The following is a 24,781-nucleotide window of genomic DNA, read 5'->3' as shown; positions in this document are numbered from 1 at the left end:
TAAAATTTTAATCGCTCAGAAGTGTCTAATTCCATCAATTCCAAACATATTTTCAGAAATCTTAATGCCACGTCTAATACAGCCCTCACAATCGGAAATTTTGATGGTGTACATCTTGGTCATCAAGCTATATTAAAACAAGTAACACAAGTTGCAAAAGATAGGTGTCTTATTCCCAGTGTTCTTACTTTCGAACCACATCCAAGAGAATACTTTGGAGTTATCGGTAATAGGCCCGAGCTAATACCTACTCGAATACAAAGTTTGAGAGATAAAGTTATATCTTTACTCAGTTGCGGGATAGAAAAAGTTTTTATACATAGGTTTAATAAGATAACAGCTTCTATGGCACCTGAAGCTTTTATTGAAGAAATTTTAGTTAAAGGGTTAAAAACTAAATATTTATACGTTGGAGAAGATTTTCGTTTTGGCTATAAAAGACAAGGCGACGTTAAGATGCTTAAGTCTTATAGCGAAAAATTTGGATTTGAAATCGAATTTATAGAAGACATTTTAGATAAAAATGAGGTTCGATATTCAAGCTCAGAATTAAGACAAGCACTTGCTTACGGCAACGTGGGCATTGCCAAAGAGATTATGGGACGGCCCTATCAAGTCACAGCACGCGTTATACATGGCCGTAAACTTGGAACCGACATAGGTGTTCCTACTATGAATATGAGAGTGCCACAGCGGTTTGCACTAAGATCAGGGATTTATGTGGTTGAAGTGAGAGGATTGAGTGCGGGGGCATTGCCAGCTGTGGCTAATTTAGGCATTCGCCCAACTGTAGATAGTTCGGGTGATGTATTACTAGAAGTTCACATTCTAGATAGAAACATTTTTTCTTACGGTAAAATTATTAATGTTTCATTCCTAGAATTTATCAGGGACGAGGAAAAATTCTCGTCCGTTGAAGCCATGGCCATTGCCATCCACCAAGATATAGAAAAAACAAAAAATTATTTTAAAAAATATGGAATATAAAGATACTTTACAACTACCAAAAACTAACTTCCCTATGCGCGGCAATCTCTCAAAAAGGGAGCCGCAATGGATTAAAGATTGGATGGATAATGGTGTCTATCTTGCTATCAGAAAAGCTAGTTCAGGCAGACCTAAATTTATTCTAAATGATGGACCTCCGTACGCTAATGGAGATATTCATATAGGGCATGCAGCAAACAAAATCCTTAAAGATATTATTCTGAAAAGCAAGTCTATGGCGGGTTTTGATGCACCATATATTCCAGGGTGGGATTGTCATGGTATGCCTATTGAGATTCAAATCGAGAAAAAATTCGGTAAAAACCTTCCTACGGCTGAGGTGCAATCAAAAGCACGTGAATATGCTGCAGAGCAGGTTCAAAGACAGATGGAGGGATTTCAAAGGCTTGGGGTTTTGGGTGATTGGGAAAATCCTTATCTAACCATGAATTATCTTAATGAAGCAAACGAGATTCGTGCACTTGCTCGCATTATAGAAAATGGCTACGTATTTAGAGGCTTAAAACCCGTTAATTGGTGTTTTGATTGTCAGTCGGCATTGGCAGAGGCTGAGGTTGAGTATCAGGATAGAACAGACCCGACTATAGATGTTGCTTTTCCGTTTGCAGAAAAAGAAAAATTGGCGTCTGCGTTTGGGGTTGATTCAGTTGAAGATGGTGCGGTAGTGATATGGACTACTACTCCTTGGACAATCCCTTCAAATCAGGCTCTCAACGTAGGTCCTGAAACTGAATATGCCTTAGTGAAATTATCTAATGTTCGCGAAGGGACTGGGTCTTTACTGCTTTTATCTAAGGAGAGAGTCGAAGCGTGTTTAGAGAATTGGGGGTTGGAAGGCGAGATTATTGCCACATGTAAGGGGGATAAGCTCGATGGCATTGCCTTTCATCATCCACTATATAAGGCAGATCCTCAGTACGACAGGCTATCTCCTATCTATGTGGCTGACTATGTAACTACAGACACAGGTACTGGTATTGTTCACTCTGCCCCAGCTTATGGTGTGGATGACTTTATTTCATGCAAATCACGTGGCTTATCTGATGAGCGGATTATTAGTCCAGTTATGGCTGATGGTGTCTATTCATCGAAGCTTGCATTGTTTGGCGGATTAAGCATATGGGATGCGAATCCAAAAATTGTAGACACTTTGCGTGAACAAGGGGTTTTACTTAAAACATTGAAACTTCAACATAGCTATATGCATTGTTGGCGTCATAAAACTCCTGTTATCTACCGTGCTACAAGTCAGTGGTTTGCAGGTATGGATATTAAGCCTAAAGATGAATCTGCAACTTTACGAGAAAAAGCATTAAGAGCTGTCGAGGAAACCAATTTTTATCCTTCTTGGGGTCGAGCACGTTTACATGCCATGATTGCAAATAGGCCAGATTGGACGCTTTCACGTCAAAGACAGTGGGGTGTTCCTATGGCCTTTTTGGTACACAAGGAAACAGGAGAGCTTCACCCGCGAACTGTTGAGTTGCTTAACAAAGTTGCAGACTTAGTAGAAAAAGAAGGTATTGAGAAATGGCAGTCGGTGGAGGTAGCGGATTTATTGCCACCAGAAGAGGCTAAAGATTATATTAAAAATTCAGATACTTTAGATGTGTGGTTTGATTCTGGATCTACACATATCACAGTAAACGGCGGTAAGGATAAAGATTTTAATGGCTCACACAAAGATGTGCTTTCATGGCCTGCGGATCTCTATCTTGAAGGCTCTGATCAGCATCGTGGGTGGTTTCATTCATCGCTTCTAACCTCTTCTATGATTTATGGTCGTGCACCATATAAATCTCTTCTCACTCATGGATTTGTTGTGGATGGACAGGGACGCAAGATGTCTAAATCTTTGGGAAATGTTATTGCTCCAAGACAAGTAGCAGATTCTTTAGGTGCTGAAATCATAAGGCTATGGACGGCATCTAATGACTATTCAGGTGAACTTACAATTTCCGATCAAATATTAAAGCGCGTTGTTGAAAGCTATCGTCGTATAAGAAATACGATTTGTTTCCTCTTAGGTAATTTACATGATTTTGATGCATCAAGGGATTTAATTTCTGTAGATGAAATGATGGAAGTTGACCAATATGCCGTTGCAGTTTCATCTAGATTAAAAGCTCAAATTTCTGCTTTGTATGAAAGATTTGAGTTTCACCCTGCAGTCGCTCGATTGCAAACTTATTGTTCTGAAGACTTGGGTTCTTTCTACTTAGATATTCTCAAAGACCGCTTGTATACATGTGCAGCTGAAAGTTTTGCTCGTCGTTCTGCTCAATCTGCTCTATACCATATTACTATGAATATGATTAAGTTGATGGCACCAATACTATCATTTACAGCAGAAGAAGCGTGGAGTGAGATGTGCAAAACTTTCTTAAAAAACACAGATTTTAAGAGCGACTTAACTATATTCACTGAGATATTTGAGGTTCTTCCTGAAGTTACAGGTGCGGAAAAACTTTTAGAGAAATGGTCAAAAATTCTTGATATCAGGGATCTTTTAAATAAAGAACTCGAAAATAAGCGTGAGGCTGGTGAAATTGGCTCTTCATTACAAGCTGAGGTAGTAATTAAGGCTCCAAATGCAGAATATGAGTTACTTGCTTCATTAAAAGATGATTTACGTTTTGTGTTTATGGTTTCTTATGTGACCCTAGAAAAATCAGAAAACGAAACTCTGGCCTTTGAAATAAAAACTTCAGAACATGAAAAATGCGAGCGTTGCTGGCATTATAGAGAAGATGTGGGTTCAAATTCCGAGCACCCAACTATATGTTCTAGATGCGTGAGCAATTTGTTTGAAGGTGGCGAATCAAGAAACTATGCCTGATACTTCAAAGCACAATATTTCTGAGCAAGCAAGAAAACTTAAGTTTTTATATGTTTTCTTAGTACTAGTTTTAATCATAGTTGACCAAATTACAAAATTCTATTTTGAGTCAACTTATGAGCTTGGGCAAAGAACGAATGTATTGCCATTTTTTGATTTTATTTTGGCACACAATAACGGAGCTGCTTTTAGTATGTTTTCCAATGCTAGTGGCTGGCAAAAATATATGTTTTTAGCTTTGGCCTTCGGAATTAGTGCCTGGCTTATTTATACTATTCGCAAAAATGTTCTCGATAAATTTGGATGCATTGCGATGAGCCTGATTATTGCAGGGGCCTTGGGAAATGCTATCGACAGAATTGTTTATGGATATGTGGTAGATTTCTTACTGTTTTACTGGGAGAGTTGGAATTTTTACTACCCCGCTTTTAATGTAGCGGATTCATGTATTACAGTTGGAGTAATCTTATTATTAATAAACGAGTTTTTTCTACATAAGAAATCACGAGAGTTAAATGAAGCTAGCAAATAAAAAGATTCTATTAGGTATGACTGGTGGCATTGCCTGTTATAAGGTAGCAGACCTATGTCGTAAGCTTAAGGCTCAAGGAGCGGATATTACTGTTGTTATGACAGAAGCGGCTCAAAGCTTTATTACGCCTACAACTATGCAAGCTTTAAGCGGAAACCCTGTGCATACTGAAATTCTTGACTCTAGCATGGCCGATTCAATGTCTCATATACACTTAAGTCGAGAGTGTGATTTAGTTTTGATTGCTCCATGCACCGCTAATTTTATGGCGAAGCTAGCTCACGGGATAGCAGATGATTTACTTAGCTCTTTGTGTTTGGCTAGTAACAAGGACATTGCCATAGTACCAAGCATGAATTCTTTTATGTGGATGAACCCTGCTACTCAAAAAAATCACTTTGAAGTGCTCTCTAATGGCATTCATGTTTGGGGCCCAGATAGCGGCTCTCAAGCATGTGGTGAAACTGGTGTTGGCCGCATGATAGAGCCTGAAGATATATTGGACGAGGTAGTTGCATACTTTAAGCCTGATATCTTAGATGGAATGAAAATCTTGATTACATCGGGACCTACTCACGAAGAAATAGATCCTGTGCGATATATAGGGAATCGCTCATCTGGACAAACTGGATACGAGCTTGCAAAATCTGCTAGAGATTTTGGGGCTGAAGTTAAATTGATATCTGGACCTACGTGCCTAAGAGCACCTTATGGCATTGAGTTTCAAGAAGTCACTACCGCAAAAGAGATGCATACAAAAGTTATGCAAGTGGCTTCAGAATACGATATTTTCATTAGTGTGGCAGCGGTTGCGGACTGGTATTTGCCTAATCCAGCAAAACAAAAAATAAAAAAAGAAGTAGGTGTAGATACTTGGAGTCCAAATTGGGAATTTCACAAAAATCCAGATATTTTGGCTGAAGTTGCAGCACTTGAAGATGGCCCATGGTGTGTAGGTTTCGCTGCTGAGACGGAAAACCTCGAGCAATATGCAAAAGAAAAACTTGAGTCCAAAGGTGTTCCGCTATTGGTTGGTAATCTAGCCCAAAACGTTATGGGTAAAGAAACGACTACCCTACTATTATTCGATTCTAATGGCGTAGAAAAATTTGATACTCTTCCCAAAACAAAAGCGGCGGATGAGTTAATCATTGCCATCCATAAAAGATTTAGCAAAGATGCATGATTTCTTAATAGCGGCTCAGGAGTATATTTCTGCTCATAGAGAGTGGGCGGGATTTATCATTTTCCTATCTTGCATAGGAGAATCATTGCTTGTAATTGGACTTTTAATTCCAGCTACTGCTTTAATGCTGTTTACAGGTGGACTTATTGGTCTAGATATATTAAACCCTATTGAAATAGGATTATGGGGTATGGCTGGGGCCATTGTCGGCGATGCAATATCGTTTTATATTGGCCGATGGCTAGGATGGGATATAACGAAAAAGCCTCGACTTGCCAGATATAGGCCTATGTTTGTTAAAGCAAAATTATTATTTAGAAAATACGGGACAATGTCGGTATTTTTAGGTCGCTTTATGGGACCTATTCGCTCAACAATTCCTGCTATAGCTGGAGTGATGGGCTTATCGCAAAGTAAATTTCAAATAGCAAATATATTATCTGCTATTGTGTGGGTCCCTGTGATGCTAGCACCTGGGTATTTCTCGGCTAAGGCTTCAAAACAAGTTGTAGAAGCAAGTGGTAGCAATATCGGGACATATCTTACTTATTTTTCGGTGTTTTTAGGTGTGGTCTTATTTCTTTTTTTAATATGGCCATCAAAAAAAGAGGCGAAATCTAAATCAAAAATCATTTATTCAAATCATAAAACTGAGGAGATCAAGGATGACACTAAAAAAGGTTGATATAGTAGTTTTGGATTCAAAAATTAAGAATCAGCTACCTAAATATGCGACTGCTGGCTCAGCTGGACTTGATTTAAGAGCATGTATTGATGAGCCTCTTACGATTGAACCAGGACAAACACATTTGATTCCCACAGGCATTGCCATCCATATAGCAAATCCAGATTATGCTGCTATGATTTTACCTAGATCAGGATTGGGCCATAAACATGGAATTGTTCTTGGAAATTTGGTTGGGCTTATCGACTCAGATTATCAAGGGCAGCTTATGGTTTCGATTTGGAATCGTGGAACTGAGACTTTCACATTAAATCCTCTAGATCGTATGGCACAATTAGTGATCGTTCCTGTACAACAGGTTGAATTTAATGTTGTTGATTCTTTTGAGGCTTCAGATAGGGCCAGTGGTGGATTTGGTAGCACTGGAGCTGCATAGAATAATGTAGTGTAGCTAAGTTATTGAGCTTTGGATCACGAATTGCAGCTTATCTGAGTATGATTTTGTCAAGAAAAATAAAACCTCATTTTCCGCTAAATGCGTACTCATGAGGTTTTTTAAATTAGCTAGTTGTAATTATGTAATTATCTTGGAGCGTAAACGAATTTACCTTCCTTAATTGTGCCCATTACAGCAGCTCTTGAGTCGAATCCTTGATGATCTTTTGGAGTAATATTCAAAACACCATTTGGGACTGTAAGCTCCTTAGTGTTTTGAATTTCATCCCTTAGTTTAGTTCTAAATTCAACGGAGCCAGGCTTTACTCCAGCCTCTAAAGCCCTTTTTATAGCTGAATCTAATACTAAATAAGCCCCATAAGCGTCGCCCGCAAATTGCGTGGTAGTAAATTCACCATGTTTTTCCTCAAACTTTTTCGTAAATTCAAGGGCAACATCTTTAACTTCATTACTATCTGGCAATGTTCTAGCTACAACTCCAGGCCCTGTTGGGAAAAGAGTATTCTCCACTACTTTTCCTCCTATTTGAAGAAATTCTAAAGTGCCTATACCATGAGTTTGGTAAATTTGGCCTTTATATCCCCTCTCATAAAGAGCTCTTTGTGGCAATATTGCCGGAGTCCCTGCACCTGCAATTAAAATCGCCTCTGGATTTGATGCTATCAATTTTAGAACTTGAGCAGTCACCGATGTATCTGTTCTTTGGAACGCCTCTCTGGCAACTATCTCAATTTTTCCTTCGGCTCTTTTAGCAAACTCCTTATACCAATTTTCGCCATAGGCATCCGCATACCCAATAAATGCGATCTTCTTATAGCCTCTGTCAATCATATCTTTGACTAAAACATCAGCCATTAGACTATCGTTTTGTGGCATTTTAAACGCCCATTGCTTATTTGTATCGCTTTGAGGTTCGACAATCGTAGAATTAGCCGCAAGTGCAATCATAGGAGTTTTAGTTTCGGCAAGAGTCTCAAGGTAAGCGACTGCAGTAGCCGTTAAATTAGGTCCTACAATTACATCTACTTTATCTTCATAAATAAGCTTACGAACATTTTTTACTGAGCGACTAACATCCGATCCATCATCCAAGATAAGCCATCGAAGCGGCTCTCCAGCAATTGTCTTAGGCCACAAGTTGATGGCATTTTGTGATTGAATACCGATAGCCGCAGCTGGACCGGTACTAGACAAAACTACACCAACTGTAACCTCTGCAGACACTGTCAGAGGAGCTAGCATCACGGATGCGATGCCTATTTGCTTCAATAAAGACTTCATCCTTTCTCCTAAAAGGTTATTAAAAAATAAGATCCTCATCTTTATGAGAATCGCTTGAAAAAACAAATTTAAGTTTATCGAATTCATCTAAATCCACTGACACAGACCCACCCTCTGACAATGCTCCAAATAGGAGTTCATCAGCTATAGGTTTGCGAATATGTTCTTCGATAAATCTATACATCGGCCGAGCTCCCATAAATTTGTCGTAGCCCTCTTTTGCGACGTATTTTCTAACTTTATCAGAAAAAATAATAAATACGTTCTTTTCTTTCAGTTGATGCGAAAGTTCAAGGAAAAATTTATCCACCACCCTAAGAATAATTTCCTCACTCAGATGTTCAAATGGCACAATAGCATCTAGTCGATTTACGAATTCTGGTGTAAAAAATTTCTTAACTTCGGGTATTACATCTCTTGAATTAGGAGAATTAGTAAATCCCATTTGTGAAGTTAGTTTGTCCGCTCCTAAATTGCTGGTCATAACAATGATGCAATGCTTGAAATTTAATCGACGTCCTATACTATCTGTGGCAATGCCATTGTCCATTATCTGTAAAAGTAAATTAAAGATTGATGGATGTGATTTCTCAATTTCATCCAACAATAAAATGGAATAAGGATTTTTTAATATCTCTTTTGAGAGTAATCCTTGATCTTTATATCCAACATAGCCAGCTGTAGTACCAAGCAATTTAGTAATGCCCATCTCAGTGTTGTATTCCGACATATCAAATCTGATCAAATGAACGGTAAGTAGTTCTGATAGTTGTTTAACTAGCTCTGTTTTACCAACTCCAGTTGGACCAACAAATAAAAAACTTCCTATAGGACCATTACTTTTGCCTAATCCAGATCGATTTAATTTAATAGCATCAACTACTTTGCTTATCGCTTGATTTTGTCCAAAAATTACGCAAGTAAGATCTTTATAAAGGGTTTTTAATTTATGCTTATCAGAAGTAGATAATTGAACCTCAGGGACTTTAACTAGGATAGACACCATCTTCTCTATATCACTGATTTCAACAAGTGATGCCTCAGGTTTATTAATTCTTACATAAGAACCAGCTAAATCCATTAGATCGAATGCTTTATCTGGGAAATGTTTGTCCGTAATGTACCTTTCTGCCAATGTAACGCAAGCCTTAAGGGCCTCTTCTGTATATCTAAGCTTGAAAAAATCTGAATATTTATTCTGAGATCTTCTTAATATTTCCAGAGTTATTTCTGGATCGGGTTCATCAATATTAATCGTCTGGAACCGACGTTTTAGTGCAGGGTCTTTAGCTATAGAGTTTTCGTATTCTTCATGCGTAGTAGAGCCTATACAACGAATTTCACCAGCACTTAAGGCTGGCTTCATCATGTTTGCAGCATCGAGATTTTCATTATTAACAGAATTACCAGCTCCAACTATGGTATGTATTTCGTCTATAAATATAATGGAATTAGGAACTTGCTTGATTTCTTCAATAAGTCCTTTTAAGCGCATCTCGAATTCTCCCCTCAGTTTAGAACCCGCCAGCATGCCACCAATATCCACATTAAATACTGTCGATTCTTTTAGAAAATCTGGAACCTCACCTTTGAATATTCTATAGCCCAAACCCTCGACAATAGCAGTTTTTCCCACCCCAGCTTCACCAACCAATAGGGGGTTTCCTTTTTTTAGTCGCCCTAGACAATGAATAAGTTTTTCAATCTCTGTGTCCCGTCCGTAGGCGTCTGCGATTAATCCTTTCTCTGCAAGTTCATTAAGATTCACAGCAAATTTAGGGATTAATTCAAATTCTTCTTTGTCCTTATCTTTATAGTAGGAAATATCATCTAAATAAAGTCTGTCTTTTTTTGAAATCTTATTGGATTTAGATTTAGATTTTGATTTTGATGACTCCTCAGATGGACGGGATGTATCCTCTTCTTTCGAATCATCTTGCATGGGAATCCCTTTCAATAAATCCTCATACATATTTAAAGGCTCTAAAAAATCTGATACCTCTTTTGATTTAATTAAAACCTCAAAATAATGCAGATAAATTTCTTCATCCGTATCATCTCTAATTAACTTCTCTAATCTAGGAGAATTAAAGATGGCAATAATAACCTCGAGCTCCTTAGAGGGTGAAATTTCTTCATCTTTTTGACGTTGATATTCACCATCTTGCTTCAATCTTTCATGGATTTTATCGACAAGTCTATCTGACCCAAAACCTATTGCGTCGACAAACAACTTAATTATGTCTTTTCTGACAAGAGCTAATAACATATGCAATGTATTTACTTCAGGTGATTTAAGGACCATAGCCTCTGCGAATGTTTCTGAAAGTAACTTGTTTAACAAATTGTTTCCCATAATTGTCTTCTCTAATGAGCTTATTAGTAAAAGTGCTGATTGAACAAATTCTTAATTAATTCATAATAATCAGAATTTATAAACTTGTATGTAGGTATAGTATGTCTGAAAATTCAACCTCTAGTAATAGAGTTATCGGTACCGTAAAATGGTTCAATGATACAAAAGGTTTTGGATTTGTAACTCCTGAAGGCAGTAACGAAGATTTATTTATCCATTTTTCATCTATACAAATGGATGGATTTAAAACCTTAAAAGAAAATCAAAAGATTTCTTTTGAAATTACTGAAGGCCCTAAAGGCAAACAAGCTATCAATATTCAACCAGTTGTTTAATTATATATGACTCGCAAATTTCTAACATACTTCCTCTTCCTATCGATATTTGCGAGTCATTCCCCTATTATTCACTCTGAAGAAACCTCTAGAACCAATCAAGAAAAAATTTCTTCAGATAAAAAAATACTTAAAATTAATGATTCTGAACTTACTGTTGAAATAGCAGATAATCCAGGCTCTAGAGAGTTTGGTCTCATGCTTCGTAAAGAACTCGAAGAAAATTCTGGAATGCTATTTATTTTTGAAGAATCGCAAAAGCTTTGCTTTTGGATGAAAAATACACTGATTCCTCTAAGTATCGCTTATATGGATGAAGATTATAAAATAATTGATTTGCTTGACATGAAACCATTGGATTTAACTCCAATTTGTTCAAGCAAACCAGCAAAATACGCACTAGAGGTTAATAAAGGGTGGTTTGAAAAACAAGGGATTAAGACACAAGATAAAGCAGTCATTGAGAACTAATTTATCTTGTGCTATAAAATTATCTTTCATATTTTGATTTCTCGATAAATTCGATACCCTTTATAGAACTAGTTCTAAGAGCCTCGACAACCGCATCAATTGATTTTGTTCTTGGAAAAGTTTTTCTAAACACAATACCAACTTCACGATTTGTGGTTGTCTCTAGCAGTTTTACAAACTTAATATTCACCACATGACGGCCTTCTTGCACTGCACTATTTGGTATTAGGGTAATTCCAAGCCCAGCAGAGACCATGTGCAATATCGTGTGTAGAGAGGACCCTTCAAACGACCTTAGGGCTCTTTCTTTGGGATTAGAATAATTAGCTTCTGGAAGTGATTTAATTATTTGATCGCGCAAACAATGTCCAGCCCCTAGTAAGAGCATAGTCTCTCTTTGAACATCTTGTATAGAGATGCTTTCTTTTGAAGCCCACGGATGATTAGTATTTACAGCTAAGACAAAATCTTCTTTGTAAAGAGGCAAATATTCAAATTGAGATTCCTCAATAGGCTGAGTTATAGCCATTATTGCACAGTCAATTTCATTTGTTTTTAACTTATCAAATAAGTCTGTCGTAAAGTGCTCATGCAAAATAAGTGGCATTTGAGGTGCTATGGTACGAAGATTTCCGACTAACTTCGGAATAATGTATGGAGCCACTGTATAAATAATGCCTAATCTAAGTGGCCCAGTCAGTGGGTCCTGGCCTCTTCTGGCCGTATCATAAATATCCTCTGTGGCTTCGATTACTCTTTGAGCCTGATCGACAATTCTTTGACCAATAGGAGTTGTGGTAACCTCTCCACTTCCGCGCTCAAAAATAACAACATTGAGTTCGTTCTCAAGTTTTTTTATAGCAACTGATAGAGTCGGTTGGCTTACATTCATCGACTCCGCCGCTCGAGCATAATGCTTGGCCTTATATACGGCCAAAACATACTTTAATTCCATCAATTTCATAGAGGTTCTCCTATTAAGTTCTTAGAAGTTCGTCTCTGCCGAACGTCCATCTTTCTATATGCGCTTTAATTAAATCTGGATAATTTTTAATAAATTTTTTTGCTTCTTCTCTGGCAATGCTTAAGGTTTCATAATCAATCTCAATATGTGCGAACTTTAGCATTGCTATACCTGATTGCTTTTGACCCAAAATCTCTCCCGGCCCTCGAATTCGCAAATCTCTTTTTGCTATTTCAAAACCGTCGGTAGTCTCAAACATAGCACGAATTCTCTCTTTCCCTACGGCCGTCAATGGTTCCTGATACATCAAAATGCAAATCGAGGAGTTACAACCTCTTCCAACACGACCCCGAAGTTGATGCAATTGTGCTAAGCCGAATCTTTCTGCATGTTCGATAACCATAATTGAGGCATTAGGCACATCGACCCCAACTTCAATAACTGTAGTAGCCACAAGTATTTGGAGTTCATTTTTTTTAAACTTCTCCATAATCTCATTTTTTTCTTGTGGCTTAAGTTTTCCATGAACCAGCCCAGCTTTTAAATCTGGCAATAAACCCTTAATCCAATCATATGTGTCTACTGCTGTTTGAAGTTGCAAAGCTTCACTCTCTTCTACTAAAGGACAAACCCAGTAAGCTTGATGACCTTTCTTACATTGAGAAATTAAGAATGAGAGAATTTCTTCTCTTCTCTCGATTTTCACTAATTTAGTCACAATTGGTGTTCTGCCAGGAGGTAATTCATCTATAGTAGACACATCAATATCAGCAAGATAAGACATCGCTAATGTTCGTGGAATAGGAGTAGCACTCATACTTAGTTGATGAGGAACTAATTCACCCGATTCACCTTTTTTATTAAGCGTCAGTCTCTGCATCACACCAAATCTATGTTGCTCATCTACAATCAACAATCCAAGATTTGCAAAATCAACAGTATCCTGAATTAAAGCTTGCGTACCCACAACTAATTTTGCACTTGAATTAGTTATAGACTTATAGACCTCTTTTTTCTCCTTAGCCTTTAAACTACCATATAGCTTTGTAACACTTATTCCTAAGGGCTCAAACCATTTACTTAGTTTTAAGTAATGTTGTTCTGCAAGAATTTCAGTGGGAGCCATTATCGCAACTTGATAACCATTTGATATCACAAGAGAAGCTGCCAATGCTGCCACAATAGTTTTACCGCTTCCAACATCCCCCTGTAAAAGTCGATTCATAGGCTTAGATTTTTTTAAATCTTCCTTGATTTCTTCCAAAACTCTAATCTGTGCACTGGTTAGTTTTAAAGAAAATTCACGTAAAACCCCCTCATACAGAGACGTATCATCTAAAACAAGAGCAATAGCCTTTAGTTGTTCTCTTTTCTCACGTGCAATTTGAAGAGTTAATTGCTGAGCTAAAAGTTCATCAAAAACCAGTCGTAGCCAAGCTGGATGCGTTTTATTTTCTAAGGCCAGAGCATCTTGGATTTTTGGATTATGCAAAGTAAAAATAGTCTCTTTAAATGATGGAAGAGAATATTTAGTAAGGATTTCCTGTGGCAATGTATCCTTAAGCCCATCTACGGAATCCATATGCAAAATCACGTCTCTAATTTTTCTGCGTAAAACGTCTTGTGTTAGGCCCGCTGTACTAGGATAAATTGGAGTAAGTGTCTGTGGCAATGGATCCGTGACTTTTCCAATTTTTGGATGGGTAATCGTAAAACCCCACCTATCATTGCCCTTCACTGGTCCTCTAACTCTAACTTTAGGAGAAGTCTCCAAAAATTTAACTTGGTTAGGATAAAAATTAAGCCATCTAAGTTTTAGAAGTCCAGTTCCATCATCTAGAACAGCATTTAGGGACTTTCTAGGAGCATAAGTAACTTCCGCATTATGTATTTGACCTTCAAACTGCATCATCGCATCAGTTTGCGCTTGAAAAACTTTATAAATCTTGGTTTCATCTTCATATCTCAAAGGAATATGCAAAGCAAAATCAATAGGTCTTAATAGACCTAGAGATTTAATCTTTTCATCTATGAGTGATTTTGAAGGTCTAACCATAGATTAAAAAACTGCTATAGCCTCTATCTCGATCTGAGCATTCTTAGGTAGGGATTTAATTTCTACTGTAGAACGTGCTGGAAATGGTTCCTTAAAATAAGTTTTCATAATTTCGTTAACCTCTGAAAACTTAGATAAATCTGTAAGGAAAATAGTAAGTTTCACCACATTTTCAAATCCGCAGCCAGCTTCTTGAAGTACAGCTTTTATATTTTGAAACACTTGTTGAGCCTGCTCAGATGTATCAACTGATACAAGTTCATTGCTTTTAGGGTCTAAACCAATTTGACCAGACAAGTATAGTGTTTTACCAGAATTCACTAGGACTCCTTGGGAATAGGGGCCCAATGCTTCTGGGGCATTCGATGATTTGATAGTTAACTTTTCCATGAATAACCTCTTTGGCAATTACATAATTTTATATGAATGGTGCATTAATTTAATATTTTTAAATAATAAATTGACATATCTCATAAAACTAATTATTATTGCGATTGAAAATGATTCTTATTTACAAAAAAGGTATATTAAATATGAATATTAAGAATTTTCTTAAACCATTAGTATTAGCTGTTTTACTAGGTGCTTCTGCTGCTCAAGCTAATGAAGTAGTAAATGTATACACAACCCGTGAACCAGGTCTTTTAAAACCAATTCTTGAAGCGTTCGAAAAAGATACAGGCATTAAAGCCGAAACTGTTTTCGTAAAAGACGGTTTGGCTGAACGCGTAGAGAGTGAAGGCGATAAATCTCCAGCTGACTTATTAATGGTTGTGGATATTTCACAACTAACAAATATAGTTGATCGCGGTCTAACTCAAGCAGTTGATTCAAAAGTGCTTACAGATATTATTCCAGCACAATATCGTGACCCTAACAACCATTGGTTTGCCCTATCTTTAAGATATCGTGTTCTTTACGTAAGCAAAGATATGCCTCTAGAGACCTTTAACTATGAAGATTTAGCTGATCCTAAATACAAAGGTCGTGTATGCATACGCTCTGGTAAACACCCATATAATGCAACACTATTTGGAGCAATGATTGCTCATAACGGTGTAGAAGCAACAGAGGAATTCTTAAAAGGCGTTAAAAACAATCTGGCACGTAAAGCTACCGGCGGTGACCGTAATGTTGCACGCGATATTCTAGGCGGAATTTGCGATTTAGGATTTGCTAATTCTTACTATGTAGGGAAAATGCATGCTGACCCTAGACAAAAAGAATGGGCTGAAGCTATTAAAGTTATTAAACCTACATTTAAGAAAACAGGCGGTACACACGCAAATATTTCAGGTGCAGCTGTAGCAAAATATGCACCAAACAAAGAAAATGCAGTCAAATTGCTTGAATACTTAGTAGGACCTAATGCTCAAGAAATGTATGCAAAAGTAAACTTTGAGCATCCAATTCGAGCTGGTGTAGCACCTGACCCTATTATTGCCGCATTTGGAGAATTTAAAGCGGATTCATTGCCACTAATAGAGGTACCTAAACACCGAAAAACAGCTACTGAAATAGTTGAAAAAATTGGTTTTGATAACTAATTAGGAATATGACTCCAATAACAGAGGGATGAATCTATCATCCCTTTGTTTTTTGTATACTTACGAAATGCCGAAGTTAAAAAGAAATAATTATCATTTAAAGTGGACATGGGTTGCGTATGGTATAACCGCAGTGGTTTTATTGCCTATTGTCACACTACTACTGATTGCGCTGTTCGGCGACTTTAATAATTGGTCTCATTTATTGCGGTATTCATTGCCAAATACAGCTTTTAATACTGTGGCTCTTTTAATAGGAGTAGCAATTTTTGTAGGGGCTGTAGGGACGGGAGCTGCTTGGCTTACAACAGCATTTGCATTTCCAACAAGAGGTGTATTAGTGTGGGCTATGTTATTGCCACTATCAGTACCGTCTTATATTATGGCATTTGCATACTTAGATTTAACTCATGCACTTGGTCCAATTCAAAGCACTATAAGAGAAATTTTAGGATATGCCTCTCCAAGAGAATTTAGGCTCCCAGATGTGCGTGATATGGGCATATTCGGAGCTGTTATTGTCTTAGGTCTATCGCTTTATTCATATGTTTACCTAAGCGTAAGAGTAATGTTTATGAGCCAATCAGCAAATTTGATTGAAGCTGCTCGAACACTAGGATGTACACCATCCAAAGCATTCATTCGTGTCATGATTCCAATGGCACGACCAGCCATCGCTGTCGGAATAAGCTTGGCATTGCTTGAAACTCTGAATGATATTGGTGCATCGGAGTTTTTAGGAATTCAGACCATGACTGTATCAATTTATACGGAGTGGACTACTAAACACAATATGCAATCGGCTGCTCAAATTGCTATGCTTATGCTCGCTGTAGTAACCGTTTTATTGTATTTAGAGAGAATTAGTAGAAATCGTGAACGTTATTCAAACACTCAAAAATTAAAGCCGATTGAGCCTGTTAGACTGAAAGGAATTCGTGCAACCTTAGCCATAATATTTGGGTGGTTGCCTATATTCGTAGGATTTTTCTTTCCTGCATCCTATTTAATTTACGAATCATATATACGGATTGATAATTATGGTCATGTGTCCTCTGATCTGTTTGATGCAACATTTAATACTTTTATGTTAGCAACAATCGCTACAGTTATTACTGTTTTGCTAGGTTTGATAATTGCATGGGTGGTCAGAAATCCAAGATATAAATTTGGGAAAATTTTAGTTAGATTAGCAACTATTGGTTATGCTGTACCTGCTTCAGTTATTTCAATAGGCCTCATATACCCCTTAGGGCATATTGATAACTATATAAGTTCAGTTATGGAATTTTTGCTTAACGCCCCACCTCAACTATATATAACAGGTAGTATTGCTGGCCTTGTGATTATTTATGTCATTCGCTTTTTATCTGTTAGTACTGGGGCATTGGAAGCAGGGCTTTCTAGAATTCCGCTCTCACTTGATGATGCTGCTAAATCCCTAGGAGTTAAACAAGGTAAAACCTTTATGAAAATTCATTTACCGCTCCTTAAACCAGCTTTAGGGGCTGCTGCATTACTAGTTTTTGTAGATTCTATGAAAGAACTATCAGCCACACTTCTACTTAGACCTTTGAGTTTTGAAACTCTCTCAACATGGCTTTACGCAGAAGCTGCACGTGAGACTTATGAAGAAGGTGCAATTGCAGCTCTTTTAATTGTTTTAGTAGGCATAATGCCTGTTATTTTTTTAGCACGCACTCAATTGAGGCATGCCATTAATCATCATGAAAAATCTCAATAACCCACAAATACTTCTTGAAGTACGCAATTTAAAACTTGGTTATGAAGTGGACAATAAATTTAAGATTATTGTTTCCGATTTAAACTTCGATCTAAAAGAAGGCGAAATTGCATGTTTACTTGGCCCTTCAGGTGGAGGGAAAACCACCGTTTTACGCTCCATCGCAGGCTTTGAGCCAGTTTACGAGGGTTCAATAAACGTGGGTGGAAAATGTTTTTCTCGCAAAGGTGAGATGGTCCCGCCTGAAAGACGTCAAATTGGAATGATGTTTCAGGATTATGCATTATTTCCACATCTAGATATAAAGAAAAATGTCTCTTTTGGTTTATACAAACTACCAAAAAGCGAATCCAAAGAAATTACTAAAGATATGCTAAATTTGGTTGGTCTTTCTGAGTATAAAGATAATTATCCTCATGAACTTAGTGGTGGACAACAGCAAAGAGTTGCATTGGCACGTGCACTAGCTCCAAATCCAAAACTATTACTACTTGATGAACCATTTTCAAATCTTGATGTGGATACGCGTGAAAAGTTAGCCTTAGATGTTAGGAAAATTCTTAAGGATCAAGGAATGAGTGCAATTTTAGTCACCCATAATCAGGTAGAAGCTTTTGCATTTGCAGATAAGATTGGCATTATTAATGATGGAAAACTTGTGCAATGGGGAACACCAGAATCTTTTCTTCAAAGCACAGATGAAAAAATTAAAAGCTATATACGCAAAGATGTAGCTCAGGCCTACGACAGATAACCAAAAGCCCCAAATTTTTGGGGCTTTATTTATAAAGAGTAATAAAGATCAAATTCAACAGGATGAGTAGTCATTCTGAGTCTATTGATTTCTTGCTCTTTTAAACCTATATAGGCATCAATCATCTCATTACTAAAGACACCGCCTTTAGTTAAGAATTCTCGATCAGCATCTAGTGCCTCAATAGCTTGTTCTAATGAAGCCGCCACTGTAGGTACTAATTTATCTTCTTCAGGTGGCAAATCATATAAATTCTTATCTGCTGGATCGCCTGGATGAATTTTGTTTTGAATACCATCAAGCCCAGCCATCAGAAGTGCAGCAAAAGCTAAATAAGGATTTGCTAATGGATCTGGGAATCTTGCTTCTATGCGACGCCCTTTTGGACTGCTTGAGTAAGGAATACGAATTGAAGCAGATCGGTTACGAGCTGAGTAAGCAAGTTTAACTGGAGCTTCAAAATGAGGTACAAGGCGTTTATAAGAATTTGTACCTGGATTAGTAATAGCATTTAAAGCACGTGCATGCTTAATAATGCCGCCAATATAATAAAGTGCAGTCTCTGATAAGCCACTATATCCATTTCCGTGGAAGAGATTTTCACCATTTTTCCAAATGGATTGATGAACATGCATACCAGAGCCATTATCCCCAACAATTGGTTTAGGCATAAATGTTGCTGTTTTACCGTATAGGTGTGCAACATTTTTTACCGTGTATTTAAGGATTTGATTCCAGTCAGCTCTTTGGACAAGAGTACTAAATTTAGTACCAATCTCTAATTGCCCTGAATTTCCAACTTCATGGTGATGAATTTCGACTGGCACGCCCTGCTCTTCAAGAACAGTACACATCTCTGAGCGAAGATCGCTAAAAGAATCGATAGGTGAAACAGGTACATAACCACCCTTAATTCGAGGTCTATGTCCTGGGTTTTTTCCCTCCATATCAAGAGCACTAGAACTGGCCGCTTCTTCAGAAGAAATCTTAACGAAACGGTTATACATATCATCATGCCAAGACACACCATCAAAAACAAAGAATTCAGGCTCAGGTCCAAAATAAGCTTGATCTCCAATGCCCGAAGATTGCAAATAATGCTCTGCACGTCTTGCAATCGAACGCGGATCGCGGTCATATCCTTGAAGATTTGTAGGGTCAACTACATCGCAAGTCATAACTAAAGTTGGGATTTCTCTAAATGGGTCGATCCTAGCTGACTTAGAGTCGGGCATAAGCAACATATCTGAAGCTTCAATCCCCTTCCATCCGGCAATCGATGAACCGTCAAATGGCTGACCAGATTCAAAACGATCTTCGTCTAGTTGATGTGATGGGATAGTGATATGGTGTTCCTGACCTAGAGTATCGGTAAACCTTAGATCAACAAATTTCACTTCCCTTTCGCTAATAAGATTTAGGATATCTTCTATAGAAAACATACACTTCTCCGTGAATAATCTCATATTGTTTCATTTTTTTTAAAGCAATTCAATTAAATTAAAAAAATTTCTTGTAGGTTGTTTAAATAATTCCACCCCAATTCCGTGGCCCGTAATTCTGTTGGCAATTCACTCATAAGCCCCTTCTTTACAGCCTCTTCTAAAAGTGGCAATAACACCGCAATCGACACCCCACATCTTTCCTCAAAATAATGCGTAGGTACACCCTCCCGTAAGCGCAGAGCATTAAGCATAAATTCAAACGGAAGTTCATGCACACCCACAGAGCGTGACTCAATAATCTGAGCCCCCTTTTCCCCCTTCTCCCCCTTCTCGCCAGACAATACCTTCTCCATCCATCGCATCGGATGACGCTCACGCACCTCACGAACAATCCTATCGTGGAAACTTATTTTGCTATGAGCACCTGGACCAATACCCAAATAATCGCCAAATTCCCAATAGTTGCGATTATGGGAGCATTGCCACCCGTGCTTTGCGTAGGCTGATACCTCGTATCGCTTGAATCCATGGGCATCTGCAATATCAACCAATGCTTCTTCCATATTAATAATGTCATCGTCAGAGGGCATTCTGGGCGGCGGAAATTTTGCAAAAACAGTATTCGGCTCAAGAGTAAGTTGATACATTGATAAGTGCGTCGAATCAAGCTTTAGAGCCATCTGCAAGTCAGAGATACTATTCTCTACGCTCTGATTTGGCAATGCATACATCAAATCCAAATTAAAATTCTCAAAATGCTTATGTGCAATCTCGGCCGAACGTACAGCATCATCAGAATCGTGAATGCGACCAAGTGCCTTGAGATGCTCATTATTAAAGCTTTGCACGCCGATTGAGAGTCGATTTATCCCTGAAGAACGATACGAAGCAAACTTCTCGGACTCAAATGTAGCAGGATTCGCTTCCATCGTAATTTCAATATCGCTCGAAATATTAAGTAAATTTCGAAGTATTTGAAGAATGCGATCAATAGCGGCTACTGAGAGCAAGCTAGGAGTGCCACCCCCTATAAAAACGGAAATTATCGAGCGTCCCCAAATATGCGGAAGATTGTAGATAAGGTCCTCTTCCAGAGCTCTCAGAAATGCCTCTTCTGGGATACCTTCAGAGGGCCTTTCATGCGAATTAAAGTCGCAATATGGGCATTTGTGCACACACCAAGGGATATGAATATAAATCGATAATGGTGGCAATGCCCCCGTAAACCTCACATTAGATGATATTGTTTTCATGTAAAAGTTTTAGAAGGGATTGCAGGGCTAATCCTCTATGACTAATGCGATTTTTTTGGGATAGTTCTAATTCTGCTGCTGTTTTTTGCAAAGATGGCACATAAAAATATGGGTCATAGCCAAAGCCGCCATTTCCGCGGGGTTCGAGAAGAACTTCTCCGTGCCATCGTCCAGAGGCAACTATGGGACTTGGATCATTATGCGAATTTAGCCATACGATATAGCAAACATAGTAGGCAGATCGATCATGTTTATGTTTTAGATTTTGCACAAGGAGCCTGTTGTTTGCTTCGTCTTGTTCTAGGCCCTCAATCGGAGGACTATATCTTGCTGATTTAACACCAGGGGCACCACCTAAAGAAGGAACCACGATTCCAGAGTCATCTGCGATTGATGGTAGACCAGTTTCTCGAGCAGCATGTCTTGCTTTTTGAAGTGCATTTTCAAGAAAAGTATCAAATGGTTCACTACAGGGACCTACCCCTAAATCACCCTGTGATACGACTTCAAAACCTTGTAAAAGTTCTGCGAATTCTCGAAGTTTCCCTTTATTATTTGAGGCTAAAACTACTTTCATACTATGTCTTAATTGTGAATTATTTAAGGCCTAAACTATCTAATTGAGCTTTAATCAATTGCTCGCACCCAAGTTCTGCAAGGTCTAATAGTTCATTAAATTTTGATCGCGAAAAGGTTTCACCTTCCGCCGTACCCTGAATTTCAACAAAAGTTTTATTCGAGGTCATGACCACATTTATATCGGACTCGCAGTTTGAATCTTCTGAATAATCTAAATCCAAATATGCTTTATCCCCTACAACACCAACCGAAGTGGCTACGATTTGTTGATGGATAGGGTTATAGCTGATTATGCCTTGTTCTACACAGTTTTGAATGGCATCATAAAGGGCAACCCATGCACCCGTTATACTCGCACATCTAGTTCCACCATCAGCTTGAATAACATCACAATCAAGATGTATGCTTATTTCACCTAATGCTTTTAGGTCTATACATGCTCTTAAGCTTCGGCCTATTAGTCTTTGAATTTCTTGTGTGCGACCTGATTGTTTACCTTTTGCGGCTTCACGATCAGTTCTCTCCTGAGTAGCTCGAGGTAGCATTCCATATTCTGCGGTCACCCACCCTGTGCCTTTACCTTTAAGGAATGGAGGCACTTTCTGAAGAACATTTGCGTTACATAGAACATGAGTATTACCCACTTTAATAAGAACTGAACCTTCCGCATACGGTGTGTAATTTCGAGTTATAGATATTTCGCGAATTTGGTTATAAGCCCTGCCATTAGACCTATTGTTCAATGAATCTGACATATGCGTCCTATAGGATTGATTTAGTAAAATTAATTTTAACTAATATCTGGGATTAAAAATGATTTACAGTATGACTGGATTTGCTAGTAACGCAAGCGAAAATTCGACTTTTACTGTCGAAATGAAAAGCGTGAATAATAAATATCTAGACGTGAATTTAAAACTTCCCGAATCTATAAGACATTTAGAACTACAGATTCGCGAGAAAATAAGCAAAAGTTTATTACGCGGGAAAATCGACCTGCAGATAACTAGAAATAATAGTGTAAAAGATAGTAAAGCGGTTGTAAGCGAGGGCATTGCCACCCAAATAAATGATGCATATTTGCATATCAAGAATTTTATACCAAAGTTAGAGGCACCGAGCTTTAAAGAAGTTATTGAATTAAGTCAGACTTTTAAAAGCAAGGAAAGTGAAGAGCTAGAGGACGCAACCATTCTGAACCAAATAGAAGAGATTTTGAGCCAATTTCTGCAGTCGCGTGCTCGTGAGGGGCAGCGGCTTGCAAACGTGATGCTTGAATATGTAGAAGAAATCGAAAAAATTCATGAGCAAATTAGGGCGAAGCTTCCTGAACTAACAAAAGAGATAAACGAAAAACTGACTGTTAAGATCCAAAATATTATGGAGGAGTTGAATCCTAAGGGACTCGAGGGGCTATCGAAGGAAGAGATAAATAGCCGCATTGCCCTTGAAGTCGCAACTATGCTTGTTAAGGGCAATATCAATGAAGAGCTCGATAGGATTACATCTCATAGCAAAGAAATTCGCTCTATACTCTCTGAAGATTCAGCTTTGAGGGCAAATCAAAGCAAGGGAAAGCGGCTTGATTTTATATATCAAGAGATGAATCGTGAAATAAATACTATAGGCTCCAAATCAAGCGACACTTCAATTACGAATCATGTGATTGATCTTAAAGTTCTTGTGGACCAATTAAGAGAGCAGTCCTTGAATCTTGAGTAATAAATGCGTGTTTAAGGCACGGGGCTTGGGGCTCTGGGCTTGGAGATTCGGCTGGCCCTCATGGTGCGGGGCACGGGGCTGCCCTCATGGTGCGGGGCACACTCTTTTCATCAATATGAATTAGGCCCATCTAAACCATAAGCAGTTTCTTTTAAGGCGTTTTCAAACTTAGTGATCTCTTTTACAAACGCAAGTCTTACAGTACCGATAGGACCTGCCCTTTGCTTACCGATAATAATCTCTGCGAATCCTTTTTCAAGGCTATCGGGATTGTATACCTCATCTCTATAAATAAACAATATAGTATCCGCATCCTGCTCAATAGCTCCAGATTCACGCAAATCTGACATGATGGGTCGCTTGTCAGCTCTATGTTCAAGACTACGATTAAGCTGTGACAATGCAATAATCGGACATTCAAGCTCACGTGCAAGTTGCTTAAGCGAGCGGCTAATTTCAGAAATTTCAGCCACCCGATTATCAGAGCGTTTGTTTGTACCAGACATAAGCTGCAGATAATCGACCATTATTAAACCTAAAGATCCTTCTCTAGCCTTAAGTCGACGAGCACGTGCACGTATATCGAGTGGATTAAGCACAGGAGATTCATCAATATAAATTTTTGCATCCCTCAATTTCTTGGCTGCTTCAGTAATATTAGGCCAATCACTATTACCTAAATTTCCTGTTCGTATTTTTATATGATCTATCCTAGCTAATGACCCAAGCATGCGTTGAACAAGTTGAGAAGCATCCATCTCCATACTAAAAACCGCAACTGGTTTTTTTTCATTTATGGCAATGCTCTCGACTATATTCATCGCTAATGAGGTTTTGCCCATAGCAGGTCTACCCGCTACTATTATTAATTGTCCAGGATGCAGTCCAGTAGTCATTCTGTCGAGATCTGTAAACCCTGTTTTAAGACCAGTGATAACAGATTTATCCTTGCGAGTGCTAAGGATTTCAACCTCGTCCAACACTGAGGCCATTACTTCATTAAGCTGTTTAAAATCAGATGTTTTATTACTAACATGCTGAGCAATATCTAATATTTTTGCTTCAGCATCAACCAATATAGTATTCGCATCTTTGCCTTGCGGATGATATGACTCATCAATAGTAGATTCTGAAGCTGAAATTAAATTCCTAAGTATTGATTTCTCTCTAACAATATCGGCGTATCTAACAGCATTTTGTGCAGATGGTGTATTAAAAGCAAGTTTTTGTAGATATTCAAATCCGCCAACCTGTTCATCTTTATCGGAGTTTTTTAATGCATTAAATACAGTGATAGAGTCTACTGGTCTATCAATAGAATGTAATTTTCTTATATGCTCCCAAATTATTCGGTGGTTACTGAAATAAAAATCATCATCCGTAATAATGGAAGACACTAAATCAAAAGCATCTTGATTAATAAGTAATGAACCAATCAAAGATTGCTCGGCCTCTTCTGATTGGGGTGGCAGTTTTAATGCTGTATCCTCAGTAATACTATCAGACTCTATTACAGGAGGACCACTGTACTCGGAATGCATAAATTGATGGGGGTAAAAAGTTTTATT

Annotated in this window: 22 protein-coding genes; 12 read left to right on the top strand and 10 right to left on the bottom strand. The window is 38.1% G+C overall.

Annotated features, from left to right (window positions below; all coding sequences use genetic code 11):
* The first annotated feature begins 21 nt into the window (after nt 1-21).
* From T432_RS0106020 to dut, 6 genes are read left to right on the top strand one after another with little or no spacing between them, the layout of a single operon-like run.
* Entirely contained in the window at nt 22-987 is a 966-nt protein-coding gene (locus T432_RS0106020; protein ID WP_044971174.1) for a bifunctional riboflavin kinase/FAD synthetase, read from the top strand.
* Nucleotides 977-3,847, top strand: a complete 2,871-nt coding sequence (gene ileS, locus T432_RS0106015) for an isoleucine--tRNA ligase (RefSeq protein ID WP_028884566.1) — start codon at nt 977-979, stop codon at nt 3,845-3,847. Before T432_RS0106020 ends, ileS begins: the two co-directional genes overlap by 11 nt.
* Nucleotides 3,840-4,379, top strand: a complete 540-nt coding sequence (gene lspA, locus T432_RS0106010) for a signal peptidase II (RefSeq protein ID WP_014111741.1) — start codon at nt 3,840-3,842, stop codon at nt 4,377-4,379. The genes ileS and lspA overlap by 8 nt, the downstream gene beginning before the upstream one ends.
* The gene (gene coaBC / locus T432_RS0106005; protein WP_028884565.1) at nt 4,363-5,565 is read left to right on the top strand and encodes a bifunctional phosphopantothenoylcysteine decarboxylase/phosphopantothenate--cysteine ligase CoaBC; all 1,203 of its coding nucleotides are present in this window, start codon (nt 4,363-4,365) and stop codon (nt 5,563-5,565) included. Before lspA ends, coaBC begins: the two co-directional genes overlap by 17 nt.
* The gene (locus T432_RS0106000) at nt 5,558-6,250 is read left to right on the top strand and encodes a DedA family protein (protein WP_028884564.1); all 693 of its coding nucleotides are present in this window, start codon (nt 5,558-5,560) and stop codon (nt 6,248-6,250) included. The genes coaBC and T432_RS0106000 overlap by 8 nt, the downstream gene beginning before the upstream one ends.
* The gene (gene dut / locus T432_RS0105995; RefSeq protein ID WP_028884563.1) at nt 6,231-6,686 is read left to right on the top strand and encodes a dUTP diphosphatase; all 456 of its coding nucleotides are present in this window, start codon (nt 6,231-6,233) and stop codon (nt 6,684-6,686) included. Before T432_RS0106000 ends, dut begins: the two co-directional genes overlap by 20 nt.
* 146 nt (nt 6,687-6,832) lie before the next feature.
* Here dut and T432_RS0105990 read toward each other — a convergent pair whose 3' ends face one another.
* Both T432_RS0105990 and T432_RS0105985 read right to left on the bottom strand, forming a co-directional pair.
* Nucleotides 6,833-7,987 carry an ABC transporter substrate-binding protein gene (locus T432_RS0105990; protein ID WP_014111745.1) on the bottom strand — a complete coding sequence of 385 codons (1,155 nt, stop codon included), beginning with the start codon at nt 7,985-7,987 and terminating at the stop codon, nt 6,833-6,835.
* Between the two features lie 19 nt (nt 7,988-8,006).
* Complete coding sequence (locus tag T432_RS0105985; protein ID WP_028884562.1) at nt 8,007-10,343, bottom strand: AAA family ATPase; 2,337 nt, start codon at nt 10,341-10,343, stop codon at nt 8,007-8,009.
* Between the two features lie 101 nt (nt 10,344-10,444).
* On the opposite strand from T432_RS0105985, the gene T432_RS0105980 reads away from it, so the two are divergent.
* Nucleotides 10,445-10,678 (top strand): cold-shock protein, encoded by a 234-nt coding sequence (locus T432_RS0105980; protein ID WP_014111747.1) that lies wholly within the window; start codon nt 10,445-10,447, stop codon nt 10,676-10,678.
* A gap of 6 nt (nt 10,679-10,684) precedes the next feature.
* Nucleotides 10,685-11,149, top strand: coding sequence for a DUF192 domain-containing protein (locus tag T432_RS0105975; RefSeq protein WP_028884561.1), 465 nt, complete (start codon nt 10,685-10,687; stop codon nt 11,147-11,149).
* A 19-nt stretch (nt 11,150-11,168) separates the two neighbouring features.
* Here T432_RS0105975 and T432_RS0105970 read toward each other — a convergent pair whose 3' ends face one another.
* From T432_RS0105970 to T432_RS0105960, 3 genes are read right to left on the bottom strand one after another with little or no spacing between them, the layout of a single operon-like run.
* On the bottom strand, nt 11,169-12,113 hold the full coding sequence (locus T432_RS0105970; protein WP_028884560.1) for a LysR substrate-binding domain-containing protein: 945 nt from the start codon (nt 12,111-12,113) through the stop codon (nt 11,169-11,171).
* A gap of 13 nt (nt 12,114-12,126) precedes the next feature.
* Nucleotides 12,127-14,169, bottom strand: a complete 2,043-nt coding sequence (recG, locus tag T432_RS0105965; protein ID WP_044971171.1) for an ATP-dependent DNA helicase RecG — start codon at nt 14,167-14,169, stop codon at nt 12,127-12,129.
* Nucleotides 14,170-14,172: 3 nt separating this feature from the next.
* Nucleotides 14,173-14,559, bottom strand: coding sequence for a RidA family protein (locus T432_RS0105960; protein ID WP_028884558.1), 387 nt, complete (start codon nt 14,557-14,559; stop codon nt 14,173-14,175).
* A 143-nt stretch (nt 14,560-14,702) separates the two neighbouring features.
* Here T432_RS0105960 and T432_RS0105950 point away from each other — a divergent pair, with 143 nt between their 5' ends.
* The 3 genes from T432_RS0105950 to T432_RS0105940 all read left to right on the top strand — a co-directional run bounded on the left by T432_RS0105950 (nt 14,703) and on the right by T432_RS0105940 (nt 18,214).
* Nucleotides 14,703-15,716, top strand: a complete 1,014-nt coding sequence (locus tag T432_RS0105950) for an extracellular solute-binding protein (protein WP_028884557.1) — start codon at nt 14,703-14,705, stop codon at nt 15,714-15,716.
* A gap of 67 nt (nt 15,717-15,783) precedes the next feature.
* Nucleotides 15,784-17,460: an ABC transporter permease gene (locus T432_RS0105945; protein ID WP_028884556.1), complete on the top strand. Its 1,677-nt coding sequence runs from the start codon at nt 15,784-15,786 to the stop codon at nt 17,458-17,460.
* Complete coding sequence (locus T432_RS0105940; protein ID WP_044971169.1) at nt 17,444-18,214, top strand: ABC transporter ATP-binding protein; 771 nt, start codon at nt 17,444-17,446, stop codon at nt 18,212-18,214. The genes T432_RS0105945 and T432_RS0105940 overlap by 17 nt, the downstream gene beginning before the upstream one ends.
* 29 nt (nt 18,215-18,243) lie before the next feature.
* Here T432_RS0105940 and glnA read toward each other — a convergent pair whose 3' ends face one another.
* From glnA to rph, 4 genes are read right to left on the bottom strand one after another with little or no spacing between them, the layout of a single operon-like run.
* Entirely contained in the window at nt 18,244-19,656 is a 1,413-nt protein-coding gene (gene glnA, locus T432_RS0105935) for a type I glutamate--ammonia ligase (protein WP_028884554.1), read from the bottom strand.
* A 53-nt stretch (nt 19,657-19,709) separates the two neighbouring features.
* Nucleotides 19,710-20,912 (bottom strand): radical SAM family heme chaperone HemW, encoded by a 1,203-nt coding sequence (gene hemW / locus T432_RS0105930; RefSeq protein ID WP_028884553.1) that lies wholly within the window; start codon nt 20,910-20,912, stop codon nt 19,710-19,712.
* Entirely contained in the window at nt 20,893-21,489 is a 597-nt protein-coding gene (gene rdgB / locus T432_RS0105925; RefSeq protein WP_028884552.1) for an RdgB/HAM1 family non-canonical purine NTP pyrophosphatase, read from the bottom strand. The genes hemW and rdgB overlap by 20 nt, the downstream gene beginning before the upstream one ends.
* A 19-nt stretch (nt 21,490-21,508) precedes the next feature.
* Nucleotides 21,509-22,246: a ribonuclease PH gene (gene rph / locus T432_RS0105920; RefSeq protein WP_028884551.1), complete on the bottom strand. Its 738-nt coding sequence runs from the start codon at nt 22,244-22,246 to the stop codon at nt 21,509-21,511.
* 58 nt (nt 22,247-22,304) lie between these two features.
* On the opposite strand from rph, the gene T432_RS0105915 reads away from it, so the two are divergent.
* A complete protein-coding gene (locus T432_RS0105915) occupies nt 22,305-23,213 on the top strand; it encodes a YicC/YloC family endoribonuclease (protein WP_028884550.1) in 909 nt (302 codons plus the stop codon).
* A gap of 110 nt (nt 23,214-23,323) precedes the next feature.
* On the opposite strand, the gene dnaB is transcribed toward T432_RS0105915, so the two are convergent.
* Nucleotides 23,324-24,754: a replicative DNA helicase gene (dnaB, locus tag T432_RS0105910; protein ID WP_014111762.1), complete on the bottom strand. Its 1,431-nt coding sequence runs from the start codon at nt 24,752-24,754 to the stop codon at nt 23,324-23,326.
* Between the last annotated feature and the right edge of the window lie 27 nt (nt 24,755-24,781).

Source organism: Taylorella asinigenitalis ATCC 700933 (assembly GCF_000687755.1).
In the GTDB taxonomy this organism is placed as follows: Bacteria; Pseudomonadota; Gammaproteobacteria; order Burkholderiales; family Burkholderiaceae_B; genus Taylorella; species Taylorella asinigenitalis.
The sequence above is the reverse complement of the archived record's forward strand: the minus strand, read 5'-3'. Positions and strand labels throughout refer to the sequence as shown.

What these genes read in the sequence shown, in the direction of transcription:
- T432_RS0105970 (WP_028884560.1), bottom strand. Translation starts at nt 12,113, where the DNA reads ATGAAATTGATGGAATTAAAGTATGTTTTGGCCGTATATAAGGCCAAG.
- lspA (WP_014111741.1), top strand. Translation starts at nt 3,840, where the DNA reads ATGCCTGATACTTCAAAGCACAATATTTCTGAGCAAGCAAGAAAACTT.
- hemW (WP_028884553.1), bottom strand. Translation starts at nt 20,912, where the DNA reads ATGAAAACAATATCATCTAATGTGAGGTTTACGGGGGCATTGCCACCA.
- dut (WP_028884563.1), top strand. Translation starts at nt 6,231, where the DNA reads ATGACACTAAAAAAGGTTGATATAGTAGTTTTGGATTCAAAAATTAAG.
- recG (WP_044971171.1), bottom strand. Translation starts at nt 14,169, where the DNA reads ATGGTTAGACCTTCAAAATCACTCATAGATGAAAAGATTAAATCTCTA.
- rdgB (WP_028884552.1), bottom strand. Translation starts at nt 21,489, where the DNA reads ATGAAAGTAGTTTTAGCCTCAAATAATAAAGGGAAACTTCGAGAATTC.
- T432_RS0105980 (WP_014111747.1), top strand. Translation starts at nt 10,445, where the DNA reads ATGTCTGAAAATTCAACCTCTAGTAATAGAGTTATCGGTACCGTAAAA.
- glnA (WP_028884554.1), bottom strand. Translation starts at nt 19,656, where the DNA reads ATGTTTTCTATAGAAGATATCCTAAATCTTATTAGCGAAAGGGAAGTG.
- coaBC (WP_028884565.1), top strand. Translation starts at nt 4,363, where the DNA reads ATGAAGCTAGCAAATAAAAAGATTCTATTAGGTATGACTGGTGGCATT.
- T432_RS0105940 (WP_044971169.1), top strand. Translation starts at nt 17,444, where the DNA reads ATGAAAAATCTCAATAACCCACAAATACTTCTTGAAGTACGCAATTTA.
- T432_RS0105975 (WP_028884561.1), top strand. Translation starts at nt 10,685, where the DNA reads ATGACTCGCAAATTTCTAACATACTTCCTCTTCCTATCGATATTTGCG.
- dnaB (WP_014111762.1), bottom strand. Translation starts at nt 24,754, where the DNA reads ATGCATTCCGAGTACAGTGGTCCTCCTGTAATAGAGTCTGATAGTATT.
- T432_RS0106000 (WP_028884564.1), top strand. Translation starts at nt 5,558, where the DNA reads ATGCATGATTTCTTAATAGCGGCTCAGGAGTATATTTCTGCTCATAGA.
- T432_RS0105990 (WP_014111745.1), bottom strand. Translation starts at nt 7,987, where the DNA reads ATGAAGTCTTTATTGAAGCAAATAGGCATCGCATCCGTGATGCTAGCT.
- ileS (WP_028884566.1), top strand. Translation starts at nt 977, where the DNA reads ATGGAATATAAAGATACTTTACAACTACCAAAAACTAACTTCCCTATG.
- T432_RS0105945 (WP_028884556.1), top strand. Translation starts at nt 15,784, where the DNA reads ATGCCGAAGTTAAAAAGAAATAATTATCATTTAAAGTGGACATGGGTT.
- T432_RS0105960 (WP_028884558.1), bottom strand. Translation starts at nt 14,559, where the DNA reads ATGGAAAAGTTAACTATCAAATCATCGAATGCCCCAGAAGCATTGGGC.
- T432_RS0105950 (WP_028884557.1), top strand. Translation starts at nt 14,703, where the DNA reads ATGAATATTAAGAATTTTCTTAAACCATTAGTATTAGCTGTTTTACTA.
- rph (WP_028884551.1), bottom strand. Translation starts at nt 22,246, where the DNA reads ATGTCAGATTCATTGAACAATAGGTCTAATGGCAGGGCTTATAACCAA.
- T432_RS0105915 (WP_028884550.1), top strand. Translation starts at nt 22,305, where the DNA reads ATGATTTACAGTATGACTGGATTTGCTAGTAACGCAAGCGAAAATTCG.
- T432_RS0105985 (WP_028884562.1), bottom strand. Translation starts at nt 10,343, where the DNA reads ATGGGAAACAATTTGTTAAACAAGTTACTTTCAGAAACATTCGCAGAG.